General features: G+C 65.6%; 10 protein-coding genes and 1 pseudogene. 2 read left to right on the top strand and 9 right to left on the bottom strand.

The features are described from left to right. From istB to dndB, 7 genes and pseudogenes are all read right to left on the bottom strand, one after another. Positions 1 to 737 (bottom strand): IS21-like element helper ATPase IstB (istB, locus tag ACH9EU_RS01515; RefSeq protein ID WP_396412163.1); only part of this gene is annotated, 737 nt, incomplete at its 3' end. Beyond that, positions 734 to 2,332 carry an IS21 family transposase gene (gene istA, locus ACH9EU_RS01510; protein ID WP_396412162.1) on the bottom strand — a complete coding sequence of 533 codons (1,599 nt, stop codon included), beginning with the start codon at positions 2,330 to 2,332 and terminating at the stop codon, positions 734 to 736. The genes istB and istA, both read right to left, overlap by 4 nt. 175 nt (positions 2,333 to 2,507) lie before the next feature. Next, positions 2,508 to 3,577, bottom strand: a pseudogene (locus ACH9EU_RS01505) (ISL3 family transposase); the annotation flags it as partial. A 133-nt stretch (positions 3,578 to 3,710) separates the two neighbouring features. Continuing rightward, positions 3,711 to 4,082, bottom strand: coding sequence for a DNA sulfur modification protein DndE (gene dndE / locus ACH9EU_RS01495; RefSeq protein WP_396412160.1), 372 nt, complete (start codon positions 4,080 to 4,082; stop codon positions 3,711 to 3,713). After that, on the bottom strand, positions 4,072 to 6,051 hold the full coding sequence (gene dndD, locus ACH9EU_RS01490; RefSeq protein ID WP_396412159.1) for a DNA sulfur modification protein DndD: 1,980 nt from the start codon (positions 6,049 to 6,051) through the stop codon (positions 4,072 to 4,074). The genes dndE and dndD overlap by 11 nt, the downstream gene beginning before the upstream one ends. After that, on the bottom strand, positions 6,035 to 7,675 hold the full coding sequence (gene dndC, locus ACH9EU_RS01485; protein WP_396412158.1) for a DNA phosphorothioation system sulfurtransferase DndC: 1,641 nt from the start codon (positions 7,673 to 7,675) through the stop codon (positions 6,035 to 6,037). Before dndC ends, dndD begins: the two co-directional genes overlap by 17 nt. After that, positions 7,672 to 8,796, bottom strand: a complete 1,125-nt coding sequence (gene dndB / locus ACH9EU_RS01480) for a DNA sulfur modification protein DndB (protein WP_396412157.1) — start codon at positions 8,794 to 8,796, stop codon at positions 7,672 to 7,674. Before dndB ends, dndC begins: the two co-directional genes overlap by 4 nt. Positions 8,797 to 8,877: 81 nt before the next feature. Between dndB and dndA the strand changes: the two genes are divergently transcribed. Further along, positions 8,878 to 10,014, top strand: coding sequence for a cysteine desulfurase DndA (dndA, locus tag ACH9EU_RS01475; protein ID WP_396412156.1), 1,137 nt, complete (start codon positions 8,878 to 8,880; stop codon positions 10,012 to 10,014). Here the strand turns inward: dndA and ACH9EU_RS01470 are convergent. After that, positions 10,009 to 11,439: a DNA phosphorothioation-associated putative methyltransferase gene (locus tag ACH9EU_RS01470; RefSeq protein WP_396412155.1), complete on the bottom strand. Its 1,431-nt coding sequence runs from the start codon at positions 11,437 to 11,439 to the stop codon at positions 10,009 to 10,011. The genes dndA and ACH9EU_RS01470 overlap by 6 nt on opposite strands. Before the next feature lie 247 nt (positions 11,440 to 11,686). Next, positions 11,687 to 12,229 (bottom strand): NYN domain-containing protein, encoded by a 543-nt coding sequence (locus ACH9EU_RS01465; RefSeq protein WP_396412154.1) that lies wholly within the window; start codon positions 12,227 to 12,229, stop codon positions 11,687 to 11,689. A 37-nt stretch (positions 12,230 to 12,266) separates the two neighbouring features. Between ACH9EU_RS01465 and ACH9EU_RS01460 the strand changes: the two genes are divergently transcribed. Next, a protein-coding gene (locus tag ACH9EU_RS01460) for an IS3 family transposase (RefSeq protein WP_396412164.1) occupies positions 12,267 to 13,513 on the top strand; the annotation gives its coding sequence in 2 pieces (ribosomal slippage) (positions 12,267 to 12,570 and positions 12,570 to 13,513; 1,248 coding nt in all). Positions 13,514 to 13,543 lie beyond the last annotated feature (30 nt).

Here is a 13,543-nt window from a genome sequence, read left to right as displayed (position 1 = left end):
AGCGAGGTGCCCTCGGTGATGATCACGTGGGCATGGTGCAGGAGCCGGTCGACGGCGGCGGTGGCCAGGGTCTTGGGCATGATGGTGTCGAACCCGGCCGGGTGGATGTTGGAAGTGACGGCGAGGCTGCGGCGTTCGTAGGTCGCGTCGACGAGGCGGTAGAAGGCCTCGGCGGCGGCTTGGCCGGAGGGCAGCATCCCGATGTCGTCGACCACGATGAGCTCGGCCCGGGTGATGCGGTTGATGGTCTTGCTGATCGAGCCGTCCACGGCGGCGCGCCCGATCGCGGCGGTGAGGGACTCGAGGGTGAACCAGGAGACCCGCATGCCGGCGTCGATGACGTGGTGGGCGAGGGCCTCGACGAAGTGGGTCTTGCCGGTGCCCGAGGGCCCGGAGATCGCGAGGTTCTCGGCACGACCGACCCACTCGAGGGTGGCCAGGGCGGACTGGGTCGGTGCGGGGATCGAGGAGTCGTGCTCGCGCCAGGAGTCGAAGGTCTTCCCGGCGGGCAGGCCGGCGGCCTTGCGGCGGGCCGTACGGGTGGCCTCGTCGCGCCCACGGGCTTCCTCGGCGAGCAGCACCCGCAGCACCTCGGTGGGGTCCCAGCGTTGGGAGCGGGCGGTGGCCAGCACGTCGGGGGCGGCCGCGCGCAGGTAGGGCATCCGCATCCGTTTGAGCACCGCGGCGAGGTCTTCGGGCAGCGGCGGGGCCGGCGGGGCGGTGGTGGTCGTGTTCATCGGGCGGTCTCCTCGGTCCTGTCGGTTGTGCTGGTTGTCGTGGGGGCGCCGAAGGCGGCCCAGGCGGCGGTGCCGGGCTGGGCGGAGTGGGTCTCGTCGGCGGCCACGAGCCCGGCGGCGGTGGCCCCGGTGGCCTGGTGGTCGAGGATCGCGGCCAGGTCCCCCTCGCCGAAGCGCCCAGCGGCCGCGGCGATCCCGAGGGCGGCGTCCACGGGCCCGGCCCCGGTGAGGGCGGCGAGCTCGACGGCGGCGGCCATCTTCGCCCGGATCCGGGTGGCCCCGGCCGCGGAGGCCTCGATCAGCCAGGCCTGGGCGCCGGCGCCCAGGGCCAGGAACTCGGCCTCGGCCGCCGACCGGGCCTTCGGCCGGGGCGGACGTGGGGCGCCGGCGGGGTCCTGCGGGTGGTCGGGGTAGTGGGCCAGGTCGATCCGCGGATTGCCCGGGGTCGAGAGCCGGTGGCGGGCGACCTCGGTGAGCCCGGCCCGCCCGGCAGCCCAGCCCGGGGTCACGGCGAGGGTGTCGAGGTCGGCCACGACCACCAGCTCCTCTCCGGCGACCCGCACCCACACCTCGGCTCCCACGAGTCCAGGCGGGGTGGAGTAGCGCACCGAGCCGAACCGGATGGTCTGGTCGGTGCCCACCGTGCGGGTCACCCCCAGGGTCGCCGTGTGCGGGGCGACCGGGAGCACGTGCAACCGCTGCTGCTCCTCGACCAGCGCCTGGTCGGGCACCCGGGCCGTCTCCCGGTGGGTGCGCCCGTTGACCTTGGTGCAGAACGCCGCACAGGCGGCCTCGAGCTGCCCGAAGGAGGCGTAGTGCTCGCGCAGGTTCGCCTCGGTGGGCACCAGGTCGGCCTTGGCGATGCGCACCGTGGACTCCGACCCGCCCTTGGACTCCGGGTCGTAGGGCACGCAGGTGTGCACCTGGGTGCCGTAGTGCCGGCCGGCTTGAACGATCTGCGGATGCCGCACCGGCACCCCGGCGACGTGATCGACGGTCACGGTCCTGGGGTTGTCGGTGAGCACGTAGGTGGGCACCCCGCCGATCCTCGTCAGGGTCGCATCCAGGCACCCGATCAACGTGGGCAGGGTCTGGTCCCACACCGGGATCACCACCCGGAACCGCGACCACGCCAGCCAGGCGCAGAACAGCCAGGTGCGCCGCGGGGTGCCGTCGGGGCCGGGGACCCTCGGGCCTTCGCCCCAGTCGAACTGCAGCCACAAACCCGGCTCGGTGATCCAGGGCCGGTAGGTGCGCCGGTGCCCGGCCCGCCAGGCCGCCTTGACCTGCGCCACCGCCCGCCGGGTGGTGCGCTCGGTCCCGCAGAATCCGACCGCGACAAGGCGGGCGTGGACGACGTCGGCGCGGACCGTGCCCTGGCTACGCTCCACCCACTCCTCGATCTTGGGCAGGTGCACGTCGATCATCCGGGGACGCCGACCCGGCCCCGTCACCGGCCGGCCCGCGTCCCGAGCGGCGGCGTAGCGACGGACCGTCTTCGGATCGACCCCGGCCAGGGCCGCGGCCGAGTGCGCCGAGCCGGTGGCGTCATAGGCTTCGAGAATTTCCATGATCTCCCTGTCAGACTTCTTCATGCGTCCCTCCGGCGGGTGATGCTCCAGGTGGTCAGAGACCTCGAGCGAACCCCCGGAGGGACGTCTGCGTAGGGACCGACACGAGCCCGGCCCCATGGCCACGGACAGGGAGATCAACTGTCCGTCAGCAGGGAGGTACGTGTCCGCCTACAGGGAGATTGGCATGTCCGCTAGCAATCGGGCAGGTGGGGAACGCGGCGAGGACCTCGGCGACGAGCCGACGTCCGGCCTCGTGACGGGCGTGGTAGACGGCTCGCAGCTTTTGGTAGCAGTGCCAGGCCAGGGTCACCTCGTGGTGCGGGTCCCCGGCCGCCAGCTTCACGTTCAGGCGGGTGATCTGCCGAGGCGTGAGGTGCTCGGCCCCGATCTGCAGGGTGCGCCGGATGCCGCAGAGCGGGTCGCCGGCACGCCCACGGTGGCCCAGGGTGTCCTGCTGCACGCGGCGGCGCACCTCGTCGACGACCTGCCCGCCGAGCTTGACCACATGGAAGGCGTCCAGCACCGTGATCGCCTCCGGGAGCTCGTCGCGGATCGCGTTGGCGTAGCCGTGAAACGGATCCAGCGTCGCCGTGCGGATCCCGCTCGTGAACCCCGGCGCCTGCTCGGTGAGCCAGTCGCCGTAGGCGGCGCCGGTGCGGCCCTTGACCAGGTCGAGCAGTCTCGCCCGGGGCCGGCCGTCTTTGTCGCGGGAGTGGTCCACGATCCCGGTGACCATTCCCGTGCCCGGTGGACCCACGTGGCGCCAGACGTGCTCGTCGACCCCGAGGGCGTCCACCCCGGCCAGCCGATTCGGCGCGGCCAGCTGGTCCTCGATGACCGGGGCGATGGCGTCCCAGACGGTGTTCCAAGCGACCCCCAGCATCTCAGCCAGGGCAGAGACCGCGATGTCGTGGGAGCGCAGCTGCGCCACGGCCCAGATGATCGCGCGAGCGGTGAGCTTGGCCCGCGGGCGGCCAGCTCATGAACCTCGCTGAAGGTGGCCGTCTCACACGCGTCCTCCCGGCAACGGTGGACCCGCTTGCGCCACACCACCCGCACTGGCACCCCAGCGCAAGGCAGGTCGTGGAGCAGAACCCGGCGGCGACCGTGGCCGACGGCGAGAACCCCGCAGGACGGGCACCCCACCAGCGACGGTACGGTCTCAACCACCACAGCGAACGAGGAACGGCCCCGGGCGACGGCGAGGACATGGACGTCGGGCAGGTCGAAGAGCGCGCACGCCGGCGCGCACGTAGCATGAGACACGTCGAGGCCTTACAGGATGGGTAGATTCAGCACCTTTCATCCTGGAGGTCTCGACCTCTACCCAGACCTCACAACACGCCCCTCGAGACGCCCCCGCGCACCCGGCCGCCCATGCTCATTTGTGAAGGTCCCCTTAATTGGCCTGTTGAATCAGGGCTCCAGACAACAAGCTCGTCATGTCACTAACCTGACTACTTAAGACGCCGATTCCCCGGTGTATATGAGCCGAAGCAGTTCGGCTCAATTCGCTTTCACCTTCAGCGTGGGCCCGTTGTGCAATTAGGGCTTCATAAATGGGAGCCTGGGCGCCTGCAAAGGTTTTCCATGTCATCTCGACGTTGGAGTCGGCCACCACGTCGCGAACCAGTGGTGGTGTGGGATCGGAAAGAGACGTGCATAGCGCCCAGCGACAAAGGATATTCCACTGCTTAATGCCGGTGGCCCGCTTTAGCTTTATTAGTTGATTTTTGCCCTGTTCGGACAGTCGAACAGTTTCAAGCGACACTGTCTTCTCGCTTCCACCAGTACCCAGGGTTCACCGACGTGGTGTGATTTTCATTATCATGGTCCAAAAGGTAGGTCGCACTAATGGCGGGGGCCAACCTGTGGAATAGGGGCTCGTTGATTTCTTCGTCGGTACTGAGCAACAGTACTTGTTCGCCGGCTTCCGGAAAGTACCTGTCGACTAGGCGTTCTCGGTGCACACTGTCCAGGCGGCCCAGGGGTGTGTCGATGACCATGGGGATTTCCTTGCCCGCGACCTTTGCGATGCCCCATAGCAGTGCCACGGCCAAGAGCTGGCGTTCACCGGCGCTGAGTCGCGCTGCCGGAACTTCCACTCCGGTAGCACCTTCCAAGTGGACAGTGAAGTCCTTCGGGTCGATGTGAACGTCACGGATCAAAGTCTTTTTCCGCATGAGCGATTGGAAGCTCTGAAGTGTGGCGACTTCCAGTTTGCCGAGGTTTCTCGTGATGAGTTGTTGGCGGAGCTCCCCGAGGGTGGCCCGGACCCGCTCCGTATGGTTGAGCATGCGCTGCACCTCGTCCTCGTGCAGGGCGGCGGCCCGTCGTTCGGCCTCAGCCAGGTTCACCGCTTGGGTGGTGTTCTCCTGCGTGCTGCGCAGGCGCTGAACCTCTTCCTGGAGGGCTCCCACCTCGCCAGCCGTCGTTGCCTCCACCACCCTGGCCTTGTCACGTATCTTTAGCTGCGTGTTGATCAACTCGGAGCTCGGCACACCGGCCAAGAGCGCATCCAGTTCATCATGACGAGTGGAGAGCGCATCGAGTTGGGTGACCAGCGCGTCGCGGGATGTCCCGGCCTGAATGAGTAGGCCATCTAGCGTGGAGAGCTGCCGAGTTGCCTCAGCGCCCACGCCAGGGACCGGCTCCTGAGCGGCGTCCTTGTTGATGGCGTCTCTGTGCGCGGCAAGGAGTGGTTCGACTTCCCTGCGGGCGTCGGCGCTCAACTGTGACATCAGCTCGACATGGTGCTGGTCTAGGTGCTGATGCAGTTGCGCAGCCGCGGTGATCTTGGCGTTGCGCGCTCCATCAGCCTTCAACTGCTCCAGCTGGGGACGCACCAGAAGGAGGGGGAGAGCCCCTTCGGCCAGTGAGCGCAGTTGGTCCTCGATGGCTTGAATCGTGGCCGTGACCTTGTGGTGTTCCTGTTCAAGGGAGGCACGCTGCTCGTAGAGACTGCCCCCTTCACGCTGGAAGCCTGCCTCAGCCGCATCCAGCTCTGCCCGAGCATTCCGGTGCCGCCCCTCGGCGCCTGCGAGCCGCTGGAGGGCCGTTTCTAAGTCCTGTTCCACCTGGGTCAGGCGCTCAGTGGCGGCTTTGAGTCGGTCCTCTATCTCGGCAGGAACGGCTTGAGGCTTTTGTCGTCGCTGCAACGCCAGCAGATCCGTGCTGAGGCGCTCCAGCGTGCCGATACCCAGGAGTGCGTGGATGGAAGTGCGGATCACCCCGGCTGAGGTCTCCATGTCCGCCAGGGACTCGATTTTCTCTCCGTCGAAGAAGAAGAGATTGGCAATCTCCAGCGGAAGGATTTCCTCGACGTGTTCAGCCCAGGTGGCCGAGATGGTGAAATTCACACGGCCATCCACAAAGACGTTGACGCCTTCATGGATGCCCTTGCCGGTGGAGTTCCAGTAGCGCACCACCCGGTAAAGACGGATATCGCCTTCGATGTCGATCTCAAAAGTTAGGTCGATAGACGCGCCGTCCTTAGGATCGACGCCCCGGCTGATGGTCTCGCGCAGGAAGCTGTCCCAGGACTTGTTTCCCCGATTGGAGAGATTGGCCCGCCGCCCGTAGAGCGCCAGTTGGAGCGCATCCAAAAAGGTGGTCTTTCCGCACCCGTTGAGGCCGCCGACCAGAATGACCGGCCGGCCCGGTTGGGTCTGTAGGTCCACCACATGGCGGCCACGGTAGACACCGACATTATGCAGGGTCAGTTCACGAAAGCGCATCATGCTCCTCCGTTCCGTCGCCGATCTCATCGGACAGCAAATCCAGGGCCATGGTCTTGCCGTTCCTCAGGTCACGCACGGTGGCAAGCTTCTTGGCGCGGCCCAAGGCGTCGGACTCGTTGGCGAAGTACGACCGGCGCACGGTGGCTTCGAGTTCTTCGAAGAGTCCCTTGCGCCGTGCCATGGTCTGGTAGCGCCGTTCCACACCGATCAACGACCGAGTCATCTCAAAGTGCATGGGATCGTCGCCGCACAGGTCCTTCAGCAGCTCGATGTCATCAGCTCCCAAAGCAATCTGATCCCCCAGCGGCTTGCCCGGGTAGGGCATGCCGGTTTCGTCCTCGTAGATGTGAGGAACGCGGTCCTCGATCTCGTGCTTGTCGAACACCCAGATGCGACGGATCTCTTCTAGTTCCTCCAAAGTGATGAGCTCGAGGTCCTCGGTGCCTTCGGGGCCGAGCTCACGCACCTCGCCTTGAGCGCGCAGGAGGTCGCGGAGCCATTCCTCACGGGCTTCTTGGGTGTAGGGCCCGTGGACGGCCCTGCCGTTGAAAACGGTGACGCCGCCGCGCTTGCGCCGGAATTCCCGGCGCTGTCGGTCACGCTCACCGCGTATTCGAGCATCCCGCTCTCGGTCGTTTTCTTCGGCTCGAGCGCGGTCCTCATCGGGTGCTTGCAGGTAAGGGTCCTCGCCGGATCCGTCCCATCCGCCGTCGAGCTTGTCGCGCAGGGTGAGTAAGGGTGCCATCCACTCGTGATCCTCGGAGTTGGCCACCATGGCGGACATGGATTTGTCCTGGTCGACCAGGGTGCAGGTCCAGCACCCGAAGCGTGAGTCTCCACAACTAGGCGTGGTGGTGTCGACGACCAACGGGCATTCGCTGTCCTCGGAAGCCCCCTGGTACATAGTGAGGAGGTCTTTATTGGAGTAACCCCAGGCGTTCTTGACCTGCATCAGAAACATCCAAACGTCGTCATTGGACCACGTTTCAATGGGGCTGTAAACCAAACTGTTAGGCAAGCTGCCGTTGGGAGAGAGCCGGTCCCGCACTCGACCCTTTTCGTGGTGCTCCATCGTTCGAGCGCGGGCCGCGCTTTCGGCTTTACGGGTGCCCAGCACCAGGATGGCCTCACCGTGGTTGTGCACGACGCGCTTGATAAAGCTGTTGCTGGGCCTGATCTTGAGCCGCTCGGTGCACCAGCGGAACTTGGGCCGAGGCGCGGGGTACCCCTGGCCGATCAGATTGACCCAGAATGTGTCCTTGACCTCCGGGGTCAGACGGTTCGGCTGGACGGGCAGGTCCTGTTCTTCGGCTGCGGTGGCCATCTTCTCCAGCGACTTAGACACCCACGCCGCCACCACAGGGTTCTCCACCAAGGTGTCCGTAGAAATCACGTACACCGGCTTCCGGCGTGCCTCCGGAGCCAGCTTGGACAGCGCCAGCCATACGAGCTGCAGGACCGCAGTCGAATCCTTGCCGCCGGAGTATCCCACCACCCACGGGACCTCGTCGGCGCAGTACAGCTCGCCAATCTCCTCGGTTAGCTCATCGATGACCTCTTGCATGGGCCGCCCATCGAAGGGGCGGCGTCGGGTGGTGATGGTCAGGCCAAGGTCGACACTCATATCCGGCCTTTCGTGTAGGCGTCTTCGGTCCGCTGCTCATCCGGGGTCAGTTCCTGGCCCAGGGCAGCGCGAAGGACATTGGTGGTCAAAACGACGTTGTTGGTGGCTTTCGATACACGTCCGCCGATGAGGGCACGGCCTTCCCAAAGGGACTCATTGGACCGACGCCAATCAATGCCAGCGAGGCCGGCGAGCTGGTCTTGCCACTGGTCCGCGTCGGGGTGATCACGGATCAAAGTGTTCCCGACGCGCCCCAAGGCGTGCAGGGCGATGCCATGGCTGTGGATGAACTCACTACGAGCGGTGCCGGCGCTGAGCTCACCGCGTTGGACGGCGTGCCAGTCCGGGAAATGATGGGCCGCCGCCTCCCAATATCGCCGGGCCACCGCGGCTGCTTCCTCCACGGTTTCGAAGCGGCTTCCGGCCAGGAGCACCTGCGTGGCGTTGTAGATCGCCGAGAGCGTGAAGAGCTTGCGGCTGCGCTTCGACAGAGCACTGCGCTCCATCTCCACGATGCTGCGGAAGAACTCGGACTGCAGCACGATCAAGCGGGCGATCCCGGAGTCATCGTCACGGTGGTCGTAGAGCACTCCGATGCTCTTAGCCGGCCGCACCGCATGGCGGTTGAGGTCGGCGAACATCTGCTGGGAGCGGGCGAGGCCCTCATCAGCGAAGATCACGATGGGTATGGTTTCCTCCGCCAGGCTGGGATCTGCCCGCATGGCCTCTTCAATGGCCGCGCGACGGTGTTGGCCATCGTTGATGAGGAAGTGTGAGTCCATCGACAGGTGCAAGACACCGAGGCGATGGGCGTGGCCGGTCTCCTCTTGCGCCTCAAACGTCATGGCCCCGTCCACGCAAGCGGTCAGGGAGCTGAAGACGTAGTCCTGTCGGTTGTCCAAGATGTAATGGACCAATGCGGGTACCCGGTTCCGGTTCAAGGCTCGCTGAGCACGCAGCTCAGCAGGCACATCCTCTTCGTCGAAGTGGAAGAGGCGGGGCAGGTACCGCAAGGGGCACATGATCACGTAGAACTCTCGTCCTGCCTGGATCCCGCGCATCGCCGGGAAGGACACGGAGAAGTCCATGGTGCTCGCCGGGGGGCGTTGTTGGCTGCTCACAGGACCCACGATAGTACGTGACTCGGATACCGTACAATCGGGAATAGCGTCGCATACAGAACCGGAGGAGGTGTGACTTTGGTGGAACCGATTTACCTGGACATGGCGGCTACGACACCCGTGTCAGAACGTGTCTCCAGCGTGGTCACCCGCTACATGGTGGAGGAGTTCGGCAATGCTGGCAGCCGCACCCATGAGTGGGGCACGGTGGCCAAAAAGGCGGTCGGACAAGCACGCAAGACTATCGCTGAGCAGGCAGGGTGTGCTTCGGAGGAGGTGATCTTCACCAGCGGGGCCACCGAGGCGGACAACATTGCCTTGCTCGGCCTCGCCCCCTACGGGGATGCCCACGGCCGGATGCACATCATCTCGTGCGCCACCGAGCACAAGGCCGTCCTGGAGCCGTTGGAGCATCTGGCCGCCAAGGGGTTTGAAGTCGAGCTGCTGCAACCCGATGACGGCGGACGCCTGTCAGCGCAGGCTGTGATGGAGCGAGTACGCGAGGACACGCTGCTGGTCTCGCTCATGCATGTCAATAACGAGACCGGTGTCCGGCATCCCGTGGCCGATATCGCCCACGCTCTTCGTTCCACAGCCACGTACTTCCACGTCGACGCTGCTCAGAGCTTCGCCAAGTGGGCGCAGGAGGATCTTCAGGCCCCGATCGACTTGGTGAGCATCAGCGGTCACAAGTTGGGCGCCCCTAAAGGCATCGGCGCTCTGGTCACGCGTCGCCGCGGGTACCGTAGGCCGCCGCTGGAGCCTTTGATGTTTGGTGGGGGCCAAGAGCGCAGCTTGCGGCCGGGCACGTTGTCGGTCGCTCTCATCGTGGGCCTGGCAGAAGCGGTCCGGGAGCGGCGTGAAACCCACCAGGAATGGCTTGCGGACACCCTGGATTTCCGGCGCAGAATGATGGCCTTGGTCGACGCGCTGGGCGGTGCCTTCAATGGCGATCAACACGATGCGGCCCCACATATTTTGAACTTCAGCATTCCCGGTGTTGATAGTGAAGCGCTGATCGTGGCGCTGCGTGATGTGGCAGCTGTAGCCGCTGGCTCTGCGTGCACCAGCAGCCGCTACACCCCCTCACACGTCTTGACCGCCATGGGCCTGGACGAGGACCGGGTGGCCGGAGCCATCCGGCTGTCCTGGTGGGGGAACCCCCTGGAGGACCTCAGCCCCATCGAAGGGACCATGCGGTCGCTGCTGCCGTCATAACTTTCGACGGACGAGGCGGTGGCCGCGCAGTTCCACGCCGCACCGATCCAATTCCGCTTCCCAACCCTCGTCAAGACCAATCCGTGCAGGATCCTCGTACAAGCCATGGCGCACTTCCGAAAGCGTCAAGCGCTGGTACTTCGGTACGTCAGGGTGATCTGGGGCCAGGAACTCGTGCTTGCGGTGCAGCAGAGGACGGTTCTGACGCGTGGAGAAGTCCTGCATGTCAGCTTCCAAGGTCTCCAGGGAAACCCCGTAGGTCCACGCCAGGCGCGGATGGGGATCGGTGTCGAAGTCGGGATAGGCCGACCAGGCAACCCGGCGGCCACTGTGGTTGAGCTTGAGGATGTTCCACCCTGCAGGACGTCCCGCAGCCACCGCGCCGCAGTGTTCATACAAACGCAAAGCGATGGGCATCTGTGAGGTGGCGGTGCTGTGGACGTACAGGGCAGTGGGCGTGAGCTTGCCGACCGAGTTGCGCATCGCCCCGCGGAGATAGGTGTCGTCGCGCAGTTTGAGCAACAGGCGGTCGGCACGTTGGCATGCCTGTCGGTACGAGGCAAAGTGTGCCCGGACGTTTTCCTGCACCGCCAAGGGCATGTCCGCCAGCCTTCCCCGGCCTTCAAACAGTGCCATGGCCAGGAAAAGGATGGTGTCTAGTGTCGCCCGTCGGGCCCCACCCTCTATCTCGGTCGGCGATAGGGCTGTCGAGATGAGGCGGCGCAGTTGGGTGGTGCTCAGGACGCTCAGCTCGGGCAAGTGCGCTGCGGGCACCTCCTCGAATCTAGGCGCGCGGCCGTGGCGTCGGGCAAAATCCAGGAGGGCTTCGACCGTGCTGGCCGAGGTCTCATGCCCAAACGCCCCACCCGCCGATACTTCTCGCGCCAGGTACCGCAGACGATCTTGAGCCGAGCGGAAGGCGTAGACGGTCCCCGGCCGCGGCGAAACCACATGGACGCCAGTCACCTCGCCCACGAGTCGGCGAAGCTCTGAAATGGCGTAGAGATGCTGAAACGTTTCCTTGCTGGTCAGGGTTCCATCGCCCATTGTTGAGCCTCGGACCCGACGTTGGTCCCACGTCAGGCGCACGCTGACCGCCAACACCCCGGTGCAGTGCCGCCACGCATTGCGCAGCGCTTCCTGGCGCTCTATAGGGTCCTCAATGACATTGAGGACATAGGTCAAAAAGACCACCTGGTAGTGCCCGAGGGGAACATAGGAGGAGAAATGCGGGTCCCACCCCACTGCCTCATGCCCCAGCTGACGGAGTCGAGCAACGTCCTGGCCTCGTCCGCATCCGTAGTCCAGGACCGTCGGACTGCCTTGGAACAAGCCATCAGCCAAGGCCTGTCGGACGGGTGCGGATAGGTCCGAGCGGCCGATGGCCGTTTTTTGACGCTGTGATCCCCAAGTACGAGTGTCCATAAGGCTCCCTTGTCCACCGTCTGGCATGTTCCTTAACGGTATCGACACCATTCACTCCGACAGCCTTCGATGTCGGTCCATTTCCTGGCTACTCGAATGTAGAAGCAGCAGATCTACTAGCGCCGGGGATCCTGTGCCCGACCCTTGAGACTGCCCTAAGGGATATTCCAGCCTTCGGGTTACCGCGGAGCCCGTGATGGATGAAGCACGGATACCATGCGCTTCGGTGCGGGGTGTCCGTCCATGTTTACGCGTGGGGCATCGTCGCTGCGAGGTTTCGGGTGCAGGTCTCGCGGGTCTTTACAAAGTCCTCTTCCTTCAGAAAGTGGCAATACGGGAAGTGTCGGGGAGGGCTCTGTTGGAGACCTTCACGCAACCACAGTGGATTGGCCCCGGTCCAACAGGCGATCTCCATGTGCACCCGTTGGATGCGCTTGACCAACTCGAGGGCTGGTAGCAGGTCGGTGTCGCAGGAGAAGACCACCATCGCGTCGTAGGCGCCGGTCATCGCCGCTTCGACTAGATCGACGGCTAGCGAGACGTCGATGCCCTTCTCCTGTACGTAGAACTGTGTGGGATCGGCGTAGGGAAAGCGGTAGGTCAGGTCTCGGGACTTGATGATCACCCGGGGATCCTGCTTCCATACGCGGGCCTGGGTGTCGAAGGCACTAGCCGGGATGGGTTGGCGCTCGGGCACGGGGCGTCCCCGGTAGACGCGGGCGCTGACGAGTTGTGAGGGGTTCCGCCTCTTAGCGCAGACCCGCTCGGCCAGCTGTGCCGGGTGGAACACCGTCTCATGGGGTTAGCCTCTTTTCGTGGACACCGAGATGGCGGGATTCGTTCCTGCCAGAGAGGATGTCCGCGTGGGACAGAGGAAGAAGTACACCCCGGAGTACCGCATCGAGGCGGCCCGGCTGGTGATCGATACTGGACGCTCGATCGCCGAGGTCGCTCGGGAGCTCGGCATCGGGGAGCAGCTGCTGGGCCGGTGGGTGAAAGCCGAGCGTGAGCGCACCGGGGCCACCGGGGCGCAGGAGCCGTTGACGGTCGATGAGCGGGCCGAGCTGGACCGGTTGCGCCGCGAGGTCTCCGAGCTGAAGCTGGACAACGAGTTCCTGGGAAAAGCAGCAGCCTTCTTCGCGTCGAAGCAACACCGCAAGAACGGTTTGAGCTGATGGACGCGGAGAAGGCCGACTTCGAGATCACCCGCATGGCCCGGCTGCTGGGGGTCTCCCGCTCGGGCTACTACGCCTGGGCGGCCCGGTGCGCGGCGGGGCCGGGCCCGCAGGCCATCCGGCGGGCCCAGGTCGATCAGGCCGTGCGCACCGCCCACGAGCATTCCGACGGGGTGGACGGGGCGCCGCGGATCACCGCCGCCCTGGCCCGGGGCGGGCTGGTGGTGAACCAGAAGACCGTGGCCGCCGCGATGCGCCGGCAAGGGATCGAAGGGATCAGTCCCCGCAAGTGGGCCCCGGTGACCACGATCCCCGGCACGGCCACGCACTCGATCCCGGACCGGGTGGAAGGCGCCTTCGACACTGGGAGCCTGGACGCGGTGTGGATCTCGGACATCACCTATCTGCGCACCGGTGAAGGGTGGCTGTACCTGTGCGTGGTCCGTGACGGGTGCTCACGAAGGGTGCTGGGCTGGGCGATGGACACCGTGCAGTCCACCGACCTGGTCGAACGCGCCGTGCGGATGGCCCACACCCTGCGCGGGGGTGTGCCGGCCGGTGTGGTGTTCCACGCCGACCGGGGCTGTCAGTACACCTCCGCCCAGCTGCACCAGGTGTGCCAGCAGCTGGACGTGCGCCAGTCGATGGGCCGCACCGGGGTGTGCTGGGACAACGCGATGGCCGAGTCGTTCTGGTCCACGCTCAAGACCGAGTTCTACGACCGGCGTACCTGGCCCACGCGGGACCAGGCCCGCCGTGAGGTCGCCCGCTGGATCGAGGTCGTCTACAACCGTCGCCGGCTGCACTCCGCGCTGGGCTACACCACCCCGGTCGAACACGAGCACGCCCTGCGGGCCGCCAGCACGCAGGCCACCGAAACGCGGCTCCAAGCCGCTTAGCACCGTGTCCACGATTTGCGGAGAACCCCA

Origin of the sequence: Kocuria rhizosphaerae, assembly GCF_044462265.1 — a bacterium.
Taxonomy (GTDB): domain Bacteria; phylum Actinomycetota; class Actinomycetes; order Actinomycetales; family Micrococcaceae; genus Kocuria; species Kocuria rhizosphaerae.
This window is presented reverse-complemented; position numbering and strand designations above follow the sequence as displayed.

Coding starts and splice junctions, on each gene's coding strand:
- istA (WP_396412162.1), bottom strand. CDS start 2,332: ATGAAGAAGTCTGACAGGGAGATCATGGAAATTCTCGAAGCCTATGAC.
- dndD (WP_396412159.1), bottom strand. CDS start 6,051: ATGATGCGCTTTCGTGAACTGACCCTGCATAATGTCGGTGTCTACCGT.
- dndC (WP_396412158.1), bottom strand. CDS start 7,675: ATGAGTGTCGACCTTGGCCTGACCATCACCACCCGACGCCGCCCCTTC.
- ACH9EU_RS01470 (WP_396412155.1), bottom strand. CDS start 11,439: ATGGACACTCGTACTTGGGGATCACAGCGTCAAAAAACGGCCATCGGC.